13 protein-coding genes and 2 pseudogenes are annotated in these 19,727 nt (G+C 49.6%); 5 read left to right on the top strand and 10 right to left on the bottom strand.

What is annotated here, in order from left to right:
- Positions 1–17 precede the first annotated feature (17 nt).
- From DESLBE_RS07185 to DESLBE_RS07205, 5 genes are all read right to left on the bottom strand, one after another.
- Positions 18–914 carry an NAD(P)-dependent oxidoreductase gene (locus DESLBE_RS07185; protein WP_144675995.1) on the bottom strand — a complete coding sequence of 299 codons (897 nt, stop codon included), beginning with the start codon at positions 912–914 and terminating at the stop codon, positions 18–20.
- Positions 915–917: 3 nt separating this feature from the next.
- Positions 918–1,946, bottom strand: coding sequence for a 4-hydroxythreonine-4-phosphate dehydrogenase PdxA (locus DESLBE_RS07190; RefSeq protein WP_015943767.1), 1,029 nt, complete (start codon positions 1,944–1,946; stop codon positions 918–920).
- A 360-nt stretch (positions 1,947–2,306) separates the two neighbouring features.
- Positions 2,307–4,193: a sigma 54-interacting transcriptional regulator gene (locus DESLBE_RS07195; RefSeq protein ID WP_144675997.1), complete on the bottom strand. Its 1,887-nt coding sequence runs from the start codon at positions 4,191–4,193 to the stop codon at positions 2,307–2,309.
- 51 nt (positions 4,194–4,244) lie between these two features.
- Positions 4,245–5,294 (bottom strand): Ldh family oxidoreductase, encoded by a 1,050-nt coding sequence (locus tag DESLBE_RS07200; RefSeq protein WP_144675999.1) that lies wholly within the window; start codon positions 5,292–5,294, stop codon positions 4,245–4,247.
- A 103-nt stretch (positions 5,295–5,397) separates the two neighbouring features.
- The gene (locus DESLBE_RS07205; RefSeq protein ID WP_018305237.1) at positions 5,398–6,504 is read right to left on the bottom strand and encodes an AbrB family transcriptional regulator; all 1,107 of its coding nucleotides are present in this window, start codon (positions 6,502–6,504) and stop codon (positions 5,398–5,400) included.
- Positions 6,505–6,809: 305 nt separating this feature from the next.
- Here DESLBE_RS07205 and DESLBE_RS07210 point away from each other — a divergent pair, with 305 nt between their 5' ends.
- Positions 6,810–9,071: a UvrD-helicase domain-containing protein gene (locus DESLBE_RS07210; protein WP_144676001.1), complete on the top strand. Its 2,262-nt coding sequence runs from the start codon at positions 6,810–6,812 to the stop codon at positions 9,069–9,071.
- 123 nt (positions 9,072–9,194) lie between these two features.
- Here the strand turns inward: DESLBE_RS07210 and DESLBE_RS07215 are convergent, their stop codons facing one another.
- Positions 9,195–9,947 carry a MerR family transcriptional regulator gene (locus DESLBE_RS07215; RefSeq protein ID WP_144676003.1) on the bottom strand — a complete coding sequence of 251 codons (753 nt, stop codon included), beginning with the start codon at positions 9,945–9,947 and terminating at the stop codon, positions 9,195–9,197.
- 118 nt (positions 9,948–10,065) lie between these two features.
- Entirely contained in the window at positions 10,066–11,799 is a 1,734-nt protein-coding gene (gene abc-f / locus DESLBE_RS07220) for a ribosomal protection-like ABC-F family protein (protein ID WP_144676005.1), read from the bottom strand.
- A gap of 608 nt (positions 11,800–12,407) precedes the next feature.
- Between abc-f and DESLBE_RS07225 the strand changes: the two are divergent.
- From DESLBE_RS07225 to DESLBE_RS07235, 3 genes and pseudogenes are all read left to right on the top strand, one after another.
- Positions 12,408–14,982 (top strand): annotated as a pseudogene (locus DESLBE_RS07225) (molybdopterin-dependent oxidoreductase).
- 19 nt (positions 14,983–15,001) lie between these two features.
- Positions 15,002–15,577, top strand: coding sequence for a 4Fe-4S dicluster domain-containing protein (locus tag DESLBE_RS07230; protein ID WP_144676007.1), 576 nt, complete (start codon positions 15,002–15,004; stop codon positions 15,575–15,577).
- Positions 15,578–15,579: 2 nt separating this feature from the next.
- Positions 15,580–16,413: a DmsC/YnfH family molybdoenzyme membrane anchor subunit gene (locus DESLBE_RS07235; RefSeq protein ID WP_144676009.1), complete on the top strand. Its 834-nt coding sequence runs from the start codon at positions 15,580–15,582 to the stop codon at positions 16,411–16,413.
- Positions 16,414–16,550: 137 nt separating this feature from the next.
- Here DESLBE_RS07235 and DESLBE_RS07240 read toward each other — a convergent pair whose 3' ends face one another.
- Genes DESLBE_RS07240 through DESLBE_RS07250 form a run of 3 tightly spaced genes read right to left on the bottom strand, consistent with a single transcriptional unit; the run spans position 16,551 to position 17,314 of the window.
- Positions 16,551–16,760: a type II toxin-antitoxin system HicB family antitoxin gene (locus DESLBE_RS07240; protein WP_144676011.1), complete on the bottom strand. Its 210-nt coding sequence runs from the start codon at positions 16,758–16,760 to the stop codon at positions 16,551–16,553.
- Positions 16,753–17,013, bottom strand: a complete 261-nt coding sequence (locus DESLBE_RS07245; protein WP_144676013.1) for a type II toxin-antitoxin system HicA family toxin — start codon at positions 17,011–17,013, stop codon at positions 16,753–16,755. The genes DESLBE_RS07240 and DESLBE_RS07245 overlap by 8 nt, the downstream gene beginning before the upstream one ends.
- Positions 17,014–17,026: 13 nt before the next feature.
- A complete protein-coding gene (locus tag DESLBE_RS07250) occupies positions 17,027–17,314 on the bottom strand; it encodes a hypothetical protein (protein ID WP_144676015.1) in 288 nt (95 codons plus the stop codon).
- A 217-nt stretch (positions 17,315–17,531) separates the two neighbouring features.
- Here DESLBE_RS07250 and DESLBE_RS07255 point away from each other — a divergent pair.
- Positions 17,532–19,565, top strand: a pseudogene (locus tag DESLBE_RS07255) (molybdopterin-dependent oxidoreductase); the annotation flags it as partial.
- Positions 19,566–19,727 lie beyond the last annotated feature (162 nt).

Genomic DNA, 19,727 nt, shown 5'->3' on the forward strand with positions numbered 1-19,727 from the left:
GCCGGAATCACATTCCGTTATTCTTCTAGGGAAGGCTTGCGGTAGTGTACCTGAAGCAGGTCTTCAAATACCCCGATCATACCGCCCTTATCCCGATCTCCTAATCCCTTAAGCAAGGCCATTTGGTAAGTGGTCGTCGCGGCGCCGAGCACAGGCATGGGGATGCAAAGGCTGGCGGAAATTTCCGCTCCGCTGACCAAATCTTTATAGGCGTGCTTCATCGGATACCCGTCCGTAAAGCTGCCCTTGAGAATCATGGGAATAAAGAATTCTGAAGCATAGCTTCTTCCTGTTCCGCTGTTGACCACCGCTCCTACCTTTTCCGGGTCAAGGCCCAGTTTTACGGACATAGGGAGGATCTCGGCCAGGGCGGCCACATTGATATCAAACAAAAGTTGATTGATCAGCTTCGTCAATTGACCGCTGCCGGGCTGGCCCATGTAGAGGATTTTGTCAGCAAAGCACTGGAGGTAAGGCTTCACGTTTTCGAACAACTCCTGCTTGCCGCCGCACATGGTGGTGAGAGTTCCCTCTTTAGCCCGGGACTCCATACCGGATACAGGAGCATCCATAAATTCCACTCCCACAGACTCCAGCTGCTTCCCGATCTCCAGGGTTGTGGAATAGTTGATGGTACTGGTATCGACGATTATCTGCCCTGCCCTGAGAGCCTTCTTAAGACCCGTCTCTCCCAGCACTACCTGACAGACCACTTCGCTGTTGGGAAGTGAGCAAAAAATGATATCGGCCTCTGCCACATCCTGGATTTGGGCAGCTGTGCGTGCCCCCCGCTGTTCAAACTCCGGATAGCTGGCCGGACGCTGATCATAGACAATCAGTTCCTCACCGCTTTTGAGCAGATTCAAGGCCATATGTTTCCCCATTTGTCCCAGGCCAATAAAACCCAGTTTCACAGATCAGCCCTCCTTAACCCTTGCCAGCTTATCCACTGCAGCCATTTTGACCACAAGCCCATAGGAATTCCCCCATGCTCCGGGATTGGCAATTCCCTTACCGGCAATATCGAAGGCTGAGCCATGGGAACAGGTGGTCACCGGATTGGGCAAGCCGGCCATGACCGTAACCCCCTGATCAAATCCTTTAAGCTTCATCGCAATCTGGCCCTGATCATGAAACATGGTCACTGCCGCATCGTATTCCCTGTTGAAGAGCTTAATAAACAGAGTGTCCGCCGGGAAAGGACCGTCTGTCTCAATCCCCATGGCTTTGGCTTTTTCCACTGTGGGAGCTATGACCTCAACCTCTTCCCTCCCGCAGGTGCCCCCTTCCCCTCCATGGGGATTCAAGGCGGCTACGGCAATGCGGGGCTTGGCAATACCGGCCCGTTTCAGAGTGTCATTGACCAGATGGATGGAGTTAAGGATTCCCTCTTCAGTGAGCCGGGCACTGATGTCTTTAACAGGGATATGGCTGGTGACCCGGGCTGTCCAGACATCATCCAGCACATTCAGCTCTCCCCGGTTGCCTGTGAATTGGAAAAATCCCGCCAGCAAATCGATCGCCCCATGCAGAACAAACCCCGCTTTTTTCATGGCCGCTTTGTTGTTGGGTGCAAAGCAAATTCCGTCCATCAAGCCCTGCCGGCAATACTGCACACAGGTTTGAATGTTGGTGGCGGCATCCCGTCCGCATTCCTCCCTTAATTCTCCCATCACCAAATCCGCAGCATCAAACTTCCGGGTATCTAAAACAACGATCCCGTCCATGGTTAAGGCTTCCTCTAAGGTGGCGGCCACTTGAAAATCGACCCTCACCTTGGCAATTTCCATACCGCGCTTGAATAAACGTTGATCCCCAACAATAATGGGATGAGCATCCTTAGCTAAGATTCCTTGGGCAGCGGCTTTGGCGACAATTTCCGGCCCTACTCCCGCAGGGTCTCCCATAGTAACGCCGATGACTGGTTTGTATCCTTTGCTTATCAATCAAGATTCCCTCCCACGTCTTAATCCTGACTGATTAAAAATGCAATATCCATGCCAACTATGGAGAAGTGTTGGAAAACTTTTTATTTTCAAATGCCGGATTCTCGCCTTTCCCGCCTGCTGCCTGAAGTTTTAGACTTATCTCACTCTTTGGACCGGTTCTGAATTCCTTGGTTAAATTATCAATGGGTTTTAAATTTTCCAATAACTTGGACATTTTTTAGAAAATTGCCAGTTTTCTCGAAACATCAAAACGTTTCATTTTGTTGCACTTTGTTGCATTTGTTTCATCGTTTCAGCTGCCCGGTTATATTGCACAAAAAAATAACCATACTTCCGCAAACGACGGCATGTATGGTCTTAAAGATTTTCCCCATCGGCCTTCATTTCCTGTCTTTGTTTTCTGCGCCATAATGTTGTACGGCTGATTCCCAGCATTTCTGCCATTTGCTGCTGGGTCATTTTGCTCGGTCTTTCCTGATGAGACGAATTTTGCATGGCCGCGGTCTGAGTGATCAGATTCAAAGGGGGCTCTTTTTTTATATTCAATACTTCTTTTACTTCGTGAACTCCGCTGGTTTTGTTCTCAGAGAGCACGGATAGCCGTTCACAGACATTGCGCATTTCCCGGATATTGCCCGGCCAGTCATAGCGCATCAGTTCCAGGAGCCCTTCCTGACTTAAGCGGATGGACTGCTGACGGTTTTGGGAAAATTCAGCCAAAAAGGTTTTAGCAATGGCCTTAATGTCTTCGCGGCGCTCCCGCAAGGGTGGAATGCTTAAACTCAACACATCGATACGGTAGAGAAGGTCCTGGCGGAATTTACCTTCTTGCACTTTTAAGCGCAAATCCTCGTTGGTAGCGGCGATAATCCGCACATCAATGGGGATAATCTTGTCATCTCCCAGCTTACGGATTTCCCGTTCCTGGAGGACACGCAGGAGCTTCGCCTGCAAGCCCATGGGCATTTCGGCAATTTCATCCAGAAAGAGGGTCCCTTTATGGGCCAATTCAAAAAGGCCCACCTTCCCTCCTTTGGCAGCTCCGGTAAACGCTCCTGCCACATAGCCGAAAAGTTCGCTTTCCAGCAGCTGCTCGGGGAGAGCTGCGCAATTGATGGCCACAAAGGGCTGGTTTTGCCGCATGCTGTGGTTATGAATACTTTGCGCAAAAAGCTCTTTTCCTGTCCCTGTTTCGCCGATAATCAGCACATTGGAGTTGGCAACGGCGTATTTCTTCGCCACGCGGATGATTTTCTGGACCACCTCACTCTGACCGATAATCGCATCAAAGGTATACTTGGCCGCTAACCCTTTCTTGTTTAATTTCTGGCGCACATCGATCTCTGTTTTTTGCAACGCGTCCACATTTTGCAGCATTAAGACCGTGCCCAGGTTATTGTGTTCAATGATAATACTTCTTTTGTTGATCACGACCTTGCGGTTGTTGATGGTAATGATTTCATTGGCGGAGAAAGTTTCTTCAGTGAGTTGGGCTTCCTTAAATTGGGGCAAAAAAACAGAGAGCTCTTTTCCTGTAAGGATCTCGTTGGCGGGGAGATCCAAAATATCATAGATCCCTTGGTTATAAGCCATAACCAATCCTTGATTATCGTAAGCGAGGACAGCTCCATCCGTGTTTTCCAGAATAATTCGGAAAAGCTCATTTTTCCTGCGCTCTTTAATAATGGCTTTGGCCACACTAAAGGCTTCGGTAATCGCTAAATAGTTGGCCTCATATCCCATGGTAATGGCTACAGAATTGATTCGCTCTTTCTGGGCCATGCGAAAAACCGTAAACCCGCCCAGGACGGCATCAAATCCCAGGCCCTTTACATAGTTGAAGACTTCATCCACATGGTCATAGTCTTTGACCGGGAAAACCGTCAGCTGTACATCCAAAATGTCCTCAATGAAGCTTTTCTCGACCTGAATGGTTTCTGATAGGATGATGGCAATTTTTTGGGCCTGATAGTTGTTTTTACACTCCACAATTCCCCGCAGAATATCATACCCGGTGACGGCCAGCTCAATCACCCGAGCATGCTTAAAGCTTTTACTGAGGGTCAAGTAATAGATGCCGCGGGCAATGACAATGGTGTTTTCCAGATCATACTCCATTAAGGCCTGAGGGCTGGCCGTTTCCAGCACTTCCACAGAGACATCCTTTGACTTTTTGGCATGGATCAATTGATTGATAATATCCCGATTATGGCCAAGTGTCATAGTATAGACAATTCTGATCATAAGCAATCCTCCATACGGCAGAAAGACAATGTGGCTGATTCCAAATGCATGCTAACCTAAATTAATAGTTAACTCCTGAGCAATGGTTTGCAGGGCTGCCTGCAAGTCAGCGTCAAGGATAATCCCTTGGGCCTCTGTATTTTGCTGTTGTTCCCAGGAACGTTCCCCAGGCAGTTTGATTTCTTTCGTGCCAGGAGCTAAGGGAATCTTTTTAATCTCTTCAACAAACTGTTCCGTGCGCTTGTGATAGTCTGCCATCTCCATAAAAGCATCAGCCTTGACTAAAATAATAAAATGGCCTACATTGGCGGGTTTGTTCCCCTCACTGTATTGCCATGCCACATCTTTGCCGAAACCGGCTCCCACCAGAACGCCGGCCAAATGCTCCACAACCAGGCTCAAGGCATAGCCTTTGGCACCTGCCATAGGCAGTAAGACCCCGGCCAAGGCAGCCTGGGGATCTGTCGTAGGCAGGCCTTCCCTATCAAGAGCCCACCCTTCGGGAATTTTCTCTCCCTGAGCCGCCGCCCGGATGACTTTCCCCCGGGCCGCCAATGAAGTAGCCAAATCCACTATGATATGAGGTTTTTGTGCCCGCGGCAGGCCAAAGGCCATTGGATTCGTTCCGAAATAAGCCTCCCGGCCTCCCCAGGGCGGAGTAGCCGGAGGACCGTCCGTTAGAACGATGGAGACCAGGCCTTGCTCCGCGGCAAGCTCACAATAGTAGCCGGAAGCTCCGCAATGGTTGCTCCCTTTGATCCCGACGGCACAGATTCCCAACTGCTCAGCCAGCTCCATACCCCGGTTCAGAGCATGCACCATAACCACGGAACCCAAGCCGTTATCCCCATCCACTTTAAGAAGTACCGGAGTCCTCTGCTCCATGCTTATTTGAGGCTGAGGGTTTACCGCGCCCATTTGGATGCGTCGCAAATACACAGGAAAACGGCTTACACCATGGCTCTTGATTCCCCGCAGTTCCGCGTAGAGCAGGTTATCTACTACAATTTGCCCATCGGCTTCTGATACCCCGCAGGCGGTAAAGGCTTGCTCCATAAACCTTCTCAGGGTATTGACTTCATATCTGCTGCTGTATTGCAATACTGCCACTCCTTCCGACACCGATCATCTATTGTCCGAACAGTCAAATCCATTTTAACATTCAGAAACCTTTTTTCTCAATAAATTAATTATCTTATGATGTTCAGACGAAAAAAGGGGCCAGCAACGGGATGCAGATGATGATAATCAGCAGGCGCACCAATTGCAGTATACTGATGGTCAGGGAATCGGCCTTCATCTCTTCGGCAACCACAAGCATTTGATTCAGGCCGCCGGGCGCCGAACTCAACAGACAGGTGATCATATCCCAATGGGTCAGGTGACGGATATACCAGCCCACAGCAAGATTGCTGAGCACAATCAGGAGAGAGAACCCGACAATCGGCAGGAGCATCTCCCGAATCGTCCGGACTATCTCCGGCGAAAACTCCAACCCAATACTCATTCCAATTCCCAGTAAGGCGATTTGCATCACACTATTGGGGAATTTATACTGCTTTTTAAACAGTACATTGGTTATGGCCAAGGCAGCCATAGCTCCGATGACTCCACCCCCGGGAAAGTTCAAAGCCAGCAGAAGCAATCCTCCCAAAGTGCCTATCAGGTAAAGGGGAAGGATTTGCCAGGTGGTTAACGCGGATACCGGCTGCTCCTGAGCAGTTTTTGACTCCGGCCCCTGGGAATCTTCCAAGTCCGCTCCCCCCAGAACAGCTCCGGCAGGCTCTTGATCAACCGCGAGGTCTTTGCTTTTCTGTCTTCCCTGCAGCCAACGGGCGATTAAAGGCACCACACTGATAATGACCACTAAACGTACAAATTGATAAGTGGACACAATGGGCACCGCGGCGTCGTAAACTAAGGCCAGCACTGTCATTTCCGAAATTCCGCCGGGGGCAGCCGCAAAAAGAGCCGTGGCCATATTGGGTGTGAATTGATGAATAATAAAGGTCATGCCAAAGGTTGACAACAAAGTCCAAACTGCGATAACGAGAGACGGCCGCAACACTTTACCCAGATCGGCCAGCTTCTGATCATTGATTCTGGCCCCTAAAGACAGACCGATCACGATCTGCAGGATATTAACGATGGTCAGGGAGAATTCAGGGAGTCCTCCTCCTAAAACCTGATATATTCCTAAGATCATCATCGGTCCCATAATGGAAGGCGCCGGAAAATTAATCTTCCTAAACAATCCATAGCCTGCAACTGCCAGGCCAATCATCAAGCCTAAATCCAATAAAAACAACATCGCTTTACCTCTTCTTTAATCCGTTCTTTGCTTATTTCTTCCGATTGCTATATTCAGCCTATTCCCTTGGATTTCCTTCCGGGAAGATAAAATTTCATTTTTAGTAAGAATCACGGCAAGAACCGTCACCCTTGAGAGCGCCGAATAACAAAGCCGGTTTTTGGCAATAAAAAAGGGCGGCAGCTTGACGATTGCTTTCCCCCTACTTTAATTATACCATTAAATTTTTTCAAATAACATTCTTATAATCCCCAGCCATTATGTGTAACATAGGTGAAGAAATGTCATGAACAGGGGGTTGGGCTTTGGAGAAAATTCAAGTGGAACAAGAATTGGAAAACAGGCGTCTGGAACAAACCCTAGCCATCGTCGAGGAACAATTGGCTGCAGCCAGACTAAGAAGCGAGGATAATAAGGCTGAGATACTTGCCGCCAAGCAGGAAATGCGGGAAGACACCTCTCATTCCATCTCCGGCCTCTGGTCCATGGATAATTTTCACGCCCTTGTGGAGTTAAGCCAGTACGCCAATCCCGTGTCGGCAAAAGTCTCCGAATATGAACGGGATGCCAACAAGATCCTGATTCTGGAAAAAATGCTTGATTCCCCTTACTTTGCCCGCCTGGATTTTACGTTCGCTGACGAGGAATCCCCGGAGCAGATCTATATCGGGCGGTCTTCCCTTCAGGATGACAAAACCCATGACATCACTATCTATGACTGGCGCTCGCCTATAGCCAGTGTCTTTTACCGTTTCGGCACGGGGGAAGCCTTCTATGAATCCCCCGGCGGCAGAATAAGCGGAATGGTCAGCTTAAAGCGTCAATATGAGATCCATAAAGGGAAACTGGACTATTTCTTTGACGCCGATCGGCAAATCATGGATGAGTTCCTGCGCAAGCTGCTTTCCCAGAATACTTCCCCGACCATGAAAACCATCGTCGAGACCATCCAGCAAGACCAGGATCGGGTGATCCGCGATCTGGAAATGGAATTGCTGATGGTCCAGGGAGCTGCCGGCAGCGGCAAAACCTCCGTCGCCCTCCATCGCGTCGCCTATCTGATGTATCAGGGTCTCGCGACTAAATTATCCAACAACGACATCATCATTATCTCCCCCCATACCCTCTTTGCAAAGTACATTGCCCATGTCCTGCCCGAACTGGGAGAGAGCAATGTTCATTCTTTGGTAGTTGATGAAATACTGCGCAAGGTGCTGCAGCGGGAAACCATCCAAACCAGGAATCAATTTCTGGAATCCCTGCTCTCTCCCGGCCGCTCCCAAGACGGCCCTCAAAAGAGAATGCTCCTGAAAAACAGCCTGGCCTTTAAAGCTTCGAGCCAGTTTGCTGAGATCTTAAAGCGTTTTATTGCCGACTTGCCCCAGCGCTGGAACCGGTTCAGCGATATCTATTATGACGGGAAGTGCCTGGCCAGCCGGCAATTATTAAAAGCACAACTCCTTAAAGACCAGAAACGGACTCCTGCTCCCTTAAGCTATTCCCTGCAGCACCTGGAGAAATCCATTTTAAAATCCGTCCACAAGCAGCGCACACATCGTCTGGAAAAGCTGAAAACCTTTGTTCACCAGCGAACCGGGCAGGAGTTTGGCGTGGAAGAAAGGGCCCGCAGGTTATCACTTCTGGAAAGCACCGCTTTGCTTAAGCAAATACAGGAATTCACCCAGTTCGATTGTGCCGGACTTTATCAAAAGCTCTTCAATGACAAACCTTATTTTTATCGTTTGGCCAAAGGCTTGGAACTGCCCGACTGTATAGAGGAGATTATTGATTTTACCTGCGACAATCTTAACCGGGATGTCCTGGCTTATGATGACGCCCTGGCCTTGACCTTTCTCCACCTGAAGGCAAAAGGTTATAACGGCTATCAAGGGATCAAGCAGGTGGTCATCGACGAAGCTCAGGATTATGACCCTCTTCATTTCGAAATCTTTCAGGCCCTGTTTCCCCAATCCCGCTATACCATTTTAGGGGATATCAAGCAAACCATCGGCAAGCAGGAAGATCTATCCCTTTACGACCGGGCAAGGCAAATATTCAATAAGCAGCACTCAGCCCTGGTAACCTTGGATAAAAGCTTCCGCTGCACCAAGGAGATCTTAGAGTACAGCACCAGGTTTCTCGAGCCAAGCTTTAAACTCAACAGCTTCAGCAGAAAAGGCGATCCTCCGGCCGTCCTGACCGCTCCCGATCAAGAGAGTCTTGATCAGCTGATCATTAAGGAGATTAACGCTTGCCGGGAAAAGGGATATCCATCCATCGGGTTAATCTGCAAAACTGAGCAAGACGCCGGCTCTCTGTATGAGCGGCTGAAGGAGCAGGTTCCTCTTCAGTTGATCAGAAACGACGTGGAGATGGAGTTGAAAGGAGTGTTCGCCATCCCCGTCTATTTATCAAAAGGCCTGGAGTTTGACGCTGTACTCATCTGCGATGCCGATCAAGAGCATTATGACAGTGAAGATGACAAAAATCTTCTCTACATCGCCTGCACCAGAGCCCTGCACCGTCTCAACCTGTTTTACACCGGGGATATCAGCCCCCTGCTCTAAAGCAAAGCTTTTAGGTAAAGCACTTGGCGCTGCCCACAGGGCATGTGTACAAAGGAAGACCTGCCCTTCAAGAGAGCAGGTCTTCCCTATTATTCTAATCCTTTACTGATTAACGATTATTGATTACTGATTGGCAGCTGCATACATTTCCGCAGCGATGCAGAGGTAGTAGCAAAGCCCCAGCTGCTGGCTTTCCAGCATACCGCGATGAAAATCATCCTCCAGAAAGAATCTGGCTTGAGCGGCAAAGGTTTGGGCATCGATAAGATGTCCATGGTCCTTTAAAAAGGCCAAATGCTCCTCTATCTTCTTGTGCAGCCTGGGATCATTCCCTTTCCAGCCGGCCCGCAGGGCCTCAGCCAGGAAATCCAGAAACTGCTTGGCTTCAGCGGCACTATCGTTCATCTCATCGGTTTGCTCAGTCTCTACTTTGGGCAGCTCATACCCATAGTGATCCTTAAGGTATTGACTTTGCTCCGCCAGAGCGGTATTCCAGGCATCGGCGTTAAGTCCCTGAAACATTGCTGATTTTTCCATAACTTCTCCTTTCTTGGTGAGGACAATCGACTCGCCAATGGTCTTCAGCAAACAATCCAGTCTCTGCCTGCGCGCTATAAGCAGTTCCTGTTGTTTGGTCAGACACATCAAGCGGCCCGGTTGGTCCTCCAGGGCTTTTTGGATATCGCTGAGGGAAAAATCAAGCTCACGGTAGAACAAGATCTGTTGTAAACGCTCCAGTTCCTCCGCCCCATAGAGACGATAGCCGGCATCCGTGATCTCACATGGCTTGAGCAATCCTATTTTATGATAGTGATGGAGCGTTTTGACCGTAACTCCCGCCAATCCGGCGACTTCTTTAACCGTGTACAGCATCATTCTTCACCTCGTGCTAAGCATAAGCCCTCCTCCAAGGTAAGAGTCAAGGCTTTTTCCCACTGTCTTGGAGACCGCTTCTTCATCCCTCTACTTACAGGACAGCTTCTTAATCCTATACTTACAAAAGTTTTCGTAAGGCATTCACCTCTTGGGCTTTGCGCAGATACTCTTCATGAAGGCTTTTTTTATCCTCTTCTCCCAACCTTTGATTGAGCTTTCCGCCGAGGCAGGCCAAGTCACATTCAAGCTGGAGAATGCGGTTGCGAATTGTGACAAAATCCAACCCGCCCTTATTCTGTGCCCCTTCATTTTTTCTCTTGCGCAGATAATCATCATAATTTCCCTCATAGATCGTTAACGCTCCCTGCTCCAACCGCATAATTTTCGCGGCCATCCTTTGGACGAAATACCCATCGTGAGAAACCAACAAAATGCCGCCTGCATAGCGCTCCAGGACCGTTTCGATTTTTTCCTTAGCCCCCATATCCAAATAATTGGTCGGTTCATCCAAAACCAGAAAATTGGCTCCGGAGAGAATCAGCCTGGCCATGGCGACCCGGCACCTTTCCCCCATACTCAGCCCCTTAACCTTTTTAAAAACATCGTTTTTCCTGAATAAAAGGCAGGCCAGCAGGGTTCGGATATCTTCTGCCGATTTATCGAAGGTTTTCATGTTTTCCAGGATCGTACCGCCCAGGTCAAGTTCTTCAAATTCCTGGGAAAAGTAACCGATGCGCAGGGCCGGGTCCAGGGAGAGCTGCCCCTGAAAATTGCGGTCAACCCCACAGAGAATTTTTAAAAGCGTGGTTTTTCCCGCTCCGTTATCCCCCAGCAAAGCTGCCTTTTCACCCCTGCCCATGGTAAAGGATACATCGGCAAAGACGGTATGGTCTCCATAGGCCTTCGTTAATTGGCTGGCGCGTATGACAAGGGGCGACAGCTTCTGGTTCTGAACAGGAAATTTGTTGATAAAGTCAAAGGCCGGGAGGGGGGCTTGCCGGGGTTTGGGGATTTTGTTGCTTAATAACCGGGCCAGCTCTTTTTCTTTGGCTTTAATGGCGCTGGCCTGAGTTTTGGCGGCATTCTTATAGTCGGAGTTTTTTTGAGCGCCGGCCAGCCAGCTTCTTCGCTGGCGAATCCCTTCGGTCAACTGCCTGATTCGCAATCGTTGCTTTTCATACTCTTTGGCGGTATGCTTCTCTTCATTTTCTTTCTGGGTTTTATATGCGGAGTAATTGCCTTTATAGGCTTTCAAACCTGAGGGCGTCAGTTCCCAGATCCGGTCTGCCACACGGTCCAGCAGGTACCGGTTGTGGGACAGGATTAAAACAGATTGTTTGATCCCTTGAATAATCCTTTCCAAGGTCGCCGCACTATCCATATCCAAATGATTGGTAGGCTCATCAAGGATCAGCAAGTCAAAATCCCTGGTCAGGGTTTTACAGAGCATCAGCTTGGTTTTTTCGCCGCCGCTCAAACTTGCTGCCGGGAGCCCCCACAAAGATTCATGGATCTCGAATTGATGCAGGGATTTCTTTACCACGGTGTCCAGCGGTCCGTAGACATTGGCATTTTTACGGACTGCTTGATAGAGTTCCTCATACACGGAAGCACCTGGTTGAAAATCGGAGTATTGCTGCAGATAGATGATCAGCCCATTAGGGGGCGTATACTCAATACTGCCCTGATCCGGGGTTTCCGCGCCGGCCAGGATCCTGGCAAGGGTCGTTTTCCCTATGCCATTGCTGCCAATCAGACCAACCTTCTCCCCTTGATTTATGCCACCGCTGACATTTTGCAGGACCATCCTGTCATGGTAACTTTTAGACACTCCCTCAAATACTACATTCATTTGCCCTAGCTCCTTTTTTAATGTTCTGGGGAGAAGGGCACAAAAAAAGACGATAGAGAACATCTTCGTCTTGGTTGCTTAACCGGATTTTGTAACTGGATTAATAGCCTAAGAAAAAGGTATAGGAAAAAACAGTCAGCAAACTAAAGATGTGCCCCCTCCTGAATTTCTGGATTTAATTTGTGGTTCTTCAAAATCAATTCAGTGTTACACATCGTTCTGTACCTCCTGTTCTTAAGGATAGATTAACCATACCATAGCTGATTTCATATTGCAAACAGCAACAAGCAAGCCCTCAGTTTAAAAATCGGCTGTTTTAAAAATGACGAAGCCTGCTTCCTCATTTTTAAAACAGCTGAATTTTAACACAGGGTATAATCCATAACTGTATGAACTATTCCTGGTCCCTGTACTTCACCTTCTTTAAGTTACGGATTTAATAATATGTTAAGGATTAATAATAATTTGTTAAGATTTTACTGCTATAATTAAATTAGTCAGATCTTTCACATACCATATCACACAACACTACATAAAGAAAGGAGGTCACATCCAGCTTATTTTGTAATATTTTTCACTATAATGTAGTTTAAGGGAGGCTAAACAGTATGGATCTGATTGACCGAATCACCAATGCTAAACTAAGCCGGCGCTCCTTCATTTTAGCCAGTGCCGCCGCCACCGCCGGCCTGTCTCTTACCGGCTGCGGCAGCAGCTTAACCCAGGCCACAGCCGATCAAGCCGCCGGCAAAGAAGGCAAATGGATCACCGCCGCCTGCTGGCATAACTGCGGCGGGCGATGTCTTAACAAGGCCTATGTGGTGGATGGGGTGGTCATCCGGCAAAAAACCGACGACACCCACCCGGACAGCCCGGACTATCCGCAACAACGGGCCTGCGTGCGGGGACGCTCCCAACGGCAGCAAGTCTTTGGCGCCGATCGCTTAAAAATACCCGATGAAGAGAAAAAACTGGGAACCGGGCGGGGGCAAGAAAGAGCTCCGGGGCCGGGATGAATGGGTGAGAATCTCCTGGGATGAAGCCCTGGACTCCATCGCCGGCGAAATTAAACGCATCAAGTCCGAACAAGGCAATCGTGCTTTCTTTGCCGACGGCGGCCCCGCTGCCAAAGTTCTGGCCCTCTATGGCGGCTATGTAGCCAATTGGGGGACAACTTCACTGGGTTCATGGACTTATACCCCGGGTCCCGTCGGTTTCAGCTCCTCCAGCGGTGACAGCATCAATGACAGGCTGGATATGCGCAATTGTGACACGGTGATTATGTTCAATATGAATCCTGCCTGGAGCTCTGCCGGTAATCCGGTCTATCATTTCCTTCAGGTTAAAAAAGCCGGAGCCGATTTTATCGCCATTGATCCCTTTTATAACGATTCCTACGGCCTGCTGGAAGCCGATTGGATTCCCACCCGGCCGGCTACGGATACAGCTCTGATGATTGGGGTGGCCCACACCTTAATCGTCGAGGATGATCCCGTCAAAAACCCCTTAATTGACTGGGATTTCCTCAAAAAATATACCATAGGCTTTGACGCCGACTCCATGCCCCCAGGCACCGATGCCAAGGACAACTTCAAAGACTATGTTCTCGGCACCTATGACGGTGTCCCCAAAAATGCGGAATGGGCTGCCGAAATCAGCGGCGTCGCCCCGGACAGAATCCGCTATCTGGCCCGGGCCATGAACAAAAACAAAAAAGTAGCCCTTCTCTATGCCTGGTCTGCCGGAAGAACACAAAATGCCGACAACTTGCCGCAAATGGCGATGATTCTCGGGGCCATGACAGGCCATATGGGGAAATCAGGGCATATGTGCGGAGTGAGCTGCCACAGCGGTGCCGCTAACGGCGGGGATACCTTAGTATCTCCGGGTAAAAACGGCCTGCCTACTGTAGACAATCCTGTCAAAGACAGTATCAACCATACCGAAATGTGGCGGGCCATCGTCGATGGCAAATACAATTTTACAGGCAACAAAAAATTCCTGAAGGGCGAAATGAAAGATATCGATATCCGCCTCATCTATCATGATAATAATGCCCGGCTCCAATCTGCCGACGGCATGACCAAAGGGATCGAAGCTCACCGCAAAGTGGATTTGGTCGTCAGTCACGGTCAGTTCCTCACCACTAACGCCAAGTATTCCGATTTTGTCCTCCCCGTCACCACGGAATGGGAAAAAATCGGCGGTTTTTTGACCGGTAATCGTGAAATGTTGATCATGTATTCCCAAATTACCGAGCCTCTCTACGAGGCCCAAAGTGATGAATGGATTGCCAGAGAACTGGCCAAACGCCTGGGTGTAGATGCTTCTAAAGCCTTTCCCATCGACGCCAAGCAGCAGTTCTTCAACCAAATCGCCGGCAGCACCGTCATTTTGCCCGATGGTAAAACGGCCGCTCCCCTTGTCACCATTACGGCAGAAGATATTGCCCAGTGGGGTGTCCAGGGCAAACCACAGCAAGGCCAGATCAGCCTCAAGGAATTCCAGGAAAAAGGACTCTATCAGATTGAGCGAAAACCGGGAGATAACTACGGCTACATCGCCTTTAAGGATTTCTGCGACGATCCCGAGGCCAATCCCCGTCCTTCCGCCAGCGGTAAACTCGAATTCTACTCACAGGTATTGGCCGACACGGTCAATGCTATGGGCTATAGTGAGATCAAGCCCATACCCACCCATATTCCCCCCGTCGAAGGTTATGAAGCCACCTTTAAAGACTGGCAAGGCAAAGTCAAGGGGGATTATCCTTACCAGGTGATCAATCCCCACTACCTCCGCCGCTCCCACACCGTCTTCGACAATGTCCAGTGGCTCCGCGAAACCTGGCCTAATCCCGTCTACATCAGCACCCAGGATGCCAGGGAAAAAGGACTCAACGATGGGGATACGGTCTTACTAACCAGCCAGCACGGCAAAACCCTGCGCACCGCCTGCCTTACCGATCGCTTTATGCCCGGCGTCATTGGTCTGCCCCATGGCTCCTGGGTCGATATGGATGAAAAAACCGGCATCGATACCGGAGGAGCGGACAATATTCTCTGCGGACCGGTCTCCACCGGCCAAGGGGTCTCCGGCTGGAACAGCTGTATCTGCAACATGGAGAAATACACCGGCGCCTCCCTGATCCCTGATGTACAAAAACCCCAGCGGATTATTCTCTAAGAAAGGAGCGTGAAGGATCATGAGTCAATACGGATTCTATTTTGATATGACCTCTTGCATCGGCTGCCGCACCTGCCAGGTGTCCTGCAAGGATAAAAACGATCTGAACGTGGGAACGCTCTTCCGTCAGGTCAAAGCCTTTGAAACCGGTTCCTATCCAAAGCCAGGGATTTTTCACTATTCCGGCACCTGCAATCACTGCGAAAACCCCAAATGTGTCGAGGGCTGTCCCACCCAGGCCCTGCACAAGCTGGAAAACGGCATTGTGGATCATGATAAAGCCAAGTGCATCGGCTGCCGCTACTGTACCTGGAACTGTCCTTACGGGGTCCCCCAATTCATCCCCGAACTGGGACAAATCAGCAAATGCAACATGTGCAAGGATCTCATCGAAGCAGGGGAAAACCCTGTCTGTATGGATGCCTGCCCTATGCGCGCCATCGAATGGGGGGACTTGGACGAACTCAAGGCCAAACATGGGGACAGCGTCAGCGAATTGCCCTTCCTGCCTGCTTCGGCCGTCACCAAGCCCGCTCTCCTGATTCAAGCCAAAAACAACGCCCTGCACAACGATTTCAAAGGGAAGGAGATCTAACCATGGCTGAAACAAGTTTATTGATCTTTTCCTTATGCATGCAAGCCGCCATTGGGATCATGCTCTTTATCACGCTCAGCAAGCAGCTTTACAAAGAAAAGACCTTCAAAACCGCTTCCTATGTCGCCGCAGGGTTGAGCATCGTCGGCATTCTGGCCTCCCTGCTGCATTTGGGCAGACCCACAGCGTTCTTGAACTCCCTCTCCCACCTGGGCACCTCCTGGTTAAGCAATGAAGCCCTTTTAAGCGGTCTCTTCGCCGGCATCGCCATTGTCTATGCTCTGGTGCAATACCTTAAGCCGGACAACGCCGGCCTGGATCTGCTCCTGCGTTGGGCGGGCAGTCTTATCGGCCTGGCTGCCGTCTTTTCCATGGGGAAACTCTATTCCTCCACCACGGTGCCGATTTGGCAAGGAGCCCATACCTTCATCGATTTCTATGCCACGACCCTGGCTCTGGGTGCTCTTCTCTTTATCGCCTCCAGCCTGAAGGAGTTGCAGAATATGGATAAAAAGATCTACGGGGCCATTGTTCTGGCTGCTGTGATCTTCCAGGCCGTCTCTGCCGTTCCCCACGCCTTAAGTTTAGGCAAGGCGGGTATGGCCGCCCAAGCCAGCGCGGCCATCTTAAGCGGCATGACCATGGTCATCGTCCTCAAATGGCTTCTTATCCTGGGGGGAGCCGTGCTCCTGCTCTGGCCGGGCAAACAGGCAACCGGCAGCGGCTTTAAAGCCGGCCATGTCTATCTGGCCTGTGCCTGCCTGGTTTTAGGCCAACTGATCGGGAGGTATGTCTTTTACGCGGCGATCGTGACCACAAGTATCGGCATAACCTGAGCGTTATGAGCATCATGGGTATCATGCCCAAGTAAACGCTAAGGCCCTTAACCTTTCCGTCAGGAAGTGTTAAGGGCCTTAGCTTGATCCTTAGAGGCCGCCACAGATGGCGGCCTCTAAAAACTAAAGAGCAGATCTTATGCAAATAATAATCTCCCTTTGGGTTTGGGAATGGTTCTTCCTAAAGATTTTGCAGTTTCTATCCATTCATTTATAACTATTTCGATATTCTTTAAAACTTCCTGGTGTGTCCTGCCATCAGCACAACATCCTGGTAATTCCGGCACTTCTGCAATATATGCCTCGTCTTCATCGCTCCAGTATATGATTATCTCATATTTATGCATCAATACCACCTCCAAGCTTATATTTCAAAATAATTTGTCTTACCTGTTTAACTTGATACGGCTTTGCTTTAGACCCATTTGGTTGAATATTTATAATTTCGTCCATACCGTCTTTATAAAAAATATGATGGCTACCGCTAATACGTTCCTTAAAATCAAGGTGTCCCAACACTTTGCAGAGATCAGCAAAATCTATATCTTTATCTTTTGTTCCACATAGTATTTTTAGTAATATCTTTTCGAATTGACCCATCTGCCCGCTCCTCCTACATGACCATTATACCAGTTTTCCGTAATTCTTTAATCATTCCTTTCGACAGCTCCTCACCCGCATTGGCAATGCATATATTCAAAGCAGACAAAGTGATTGACTGTTTCAATAATATCGTCAACATTTGCTGCTTCATTTCCTTTTCTTCCAGCAGCCGAGCCAATAAGCGTTGCTGCATGAGCCCCACTCCCCTCTTCCTTCTATTATACCATTTTCTAACTCTGATATCATCTTTTTGGCCGGTCAATGACCGGTCAACGGGATTCAACAGCAAAATACGCAACAGATCATCCTCCTTATCCCCCCACTTCGGGCCAAAATGCAATTTTAATACTATGTTAATGATTAATAATAATCTGTTAAGATTTTACTGCTATAATTTAGCTAGTCGGACTTTTCACAATACAAAATAACCCACTCAGCAGAGAGAGGAGGCCACATTCATTCAGCCTATTTAGTAATATGTTTCACTATAATCTAGTTTAAGGAGGCTTAACAGTATGGATTTCATTGACAAAATCACAGGTGCTAAATTAAGCCGGCGCTCCTTCATTTTAGCCAGTGCCGCCGCCACAGCCAGCCTATCTCTTGCCGGTTGCGGCAGCAGCTTAACCCAGGCCACAGCCGATCAAGCCGCCGACAAAGAAGGCAAATGGATCACCGCCGCCTGCTGGCATAACTGCGGCGGACGATGTCTTAACAAGGCCTATGTGGTGGATGGGGTGGTCATCCGGCAAAAAACCGACGACACCCACCCGGACAGCCCGGACTATCCGCAACAACGGGCCTGCGTGCGGGGACGCTCCCAACGGCAGCAAGTCTTTGGCGCCGATCGCTTAAAATACCCGATGAAGAGAAAAAACTGGGAACCGGGCGGGGGCAAGAAAGAGCTCCGGGGCCGGGATGAATGGGTGAGAATCTCCTGGGATGAAGCCCTGGACTCCATCGCCGGCGAAATTAAACGCATCAAGTCCGAACAAGGCAATCGTGCTTTCTTTGCCGACGGCGGCCCCGCTGCCAAAGTTCTGGCCCTCTATGGCGGCTATGTAGCCAATTGGGGGACAACTTCACTGGGTTCATGGACTTATACCCCGGGTCCCGTCGGTTTCAGCTCCTCCAGCGGTGACAGCATCAATGACAGGCTGGATATGCGCAATTGTGACACGGTGATTATGTTCAATATGAATCCTGCCTGGAGCTCTGCCGGTAATCCGGTCTATCATTTCCTTCAGGTTAAAAAAGCCGGAGCCGATTTTATCGCCATTGATCCCTTTTATAACGATTCCTACGGCCTGCTGGAAGCCGATTGGATTCCCACCCGGCCGGCTACGGATACAGCTCTGATGATTGGGGTGGCCCACACCTTAATCGTCGAGGATGATCCCGTCAAAAACCCCTTAATTGACTGGGATTTCCTCAAAAAATATACCATAGGCTTTGACGCCGACTCCATGCCCCCAGGCACCGATGCCAAGGACAACTTCAAAGACTATGTTCTCGGCACCTATGACGGTGTCCCCAAAAATGCGGAATGGGCTGCCGAAATCAGCGGCGTCGCCCCGGACAGAATCCGCTATCTGGCCCGGGCCATGAACAAAAACAAAAAAGTAGCCCTTCTCTATGCCTGGTCTGCCGGAAGAACACAAAATGCCGACAACTTGCCGCAAATGGCGATGATTCTCGGGGCCATGACAGGCCATATGGGGAAATCAGGGCATATGTGCGGAGTGAGCTGCCACAGCGGTGCCGCTAACGGCGGGGATACCTTAGTATCTCCGGGTAAAAACGGCCTGCCTACTGTAGACAATCCTGTCAAAGACAGTATCAACCATACCGAAATGTGGCGGGCCATCGTCGATGGCAAATACAATTTTACAGGCAACAAAAAATTCCTGAAGGGCGAAATGAAAGATATCGATATCCGCCTCATCTATCATGATAATAATGCCCGGCTCCAATCTGCCGACGGCATGACCAAAGGGATCGAAGCTCACCGCAAAGTGGATTTGGTCGTCAGTCACGGTCAGTTCCTCACCACTAACGCCAAGTATTCCGATTTTGTCCTCCCCGTCACCACGGAATGGGAAAAAATCGGCGGTTTTTTGACCGGTAATCGTGAAATGTTGATCATGTATTCCCAAATTACCGAGCCTCTCTACGAGGCCCAAAGTGATGAATGGATTGCCAGAGAACTGGCCAAACGCCTGGGTGTAGATGCTTCTAAAGCCTTTCCCATCGACGCCAAGCAGCAGTTCTTCAACCAAATCGCCGGCAGCACCGTCATTTTGCCCGATGGTAAAACGGCCGCTCCCCTTGTCACCATTACGGCAGAAGATATTGCCCAGTGGGGTGTCCAGGGCAAACCACAGCAAGGCCAGATCAGCCTCAAGGAATTCCAGGAAAAAGGACTCTATCAGATTGAGCGAAAACCGGGAGATAACTACGGCTACATCGCCTTTAAGGATTTCTGCGACGATCCCGAGGCCAATCCCCGTCCTTCCGCCAGCGGTAAACTCGAATTCTACTCACAGGTATAAGAACGGATCAGATGAAGAGTGCTAGTGTGGGCGCCCTGCCGAAGAGTGAGGAGCCACCAGGATTGAAAGGTCTATCAGATTGAGGAAAAGGAGATAACTACGGCTACATCGCCTTTAAGGATCTCGACCCAGGGCCAAAGTCTGGCAAGAGCGGCCGTA

This window comes from Desulfitobacterium sp. LBE (genome assembly GCF_007830365.1).
GTDB classification, from domain to species: domain Bacteria; phylum Bacillota; class Desulfitobacteriia; order Desulfitobacteriales; family Desulfitobacteriaceae; genus Desulfitobacterium; species Desulfitobacterium hafniense.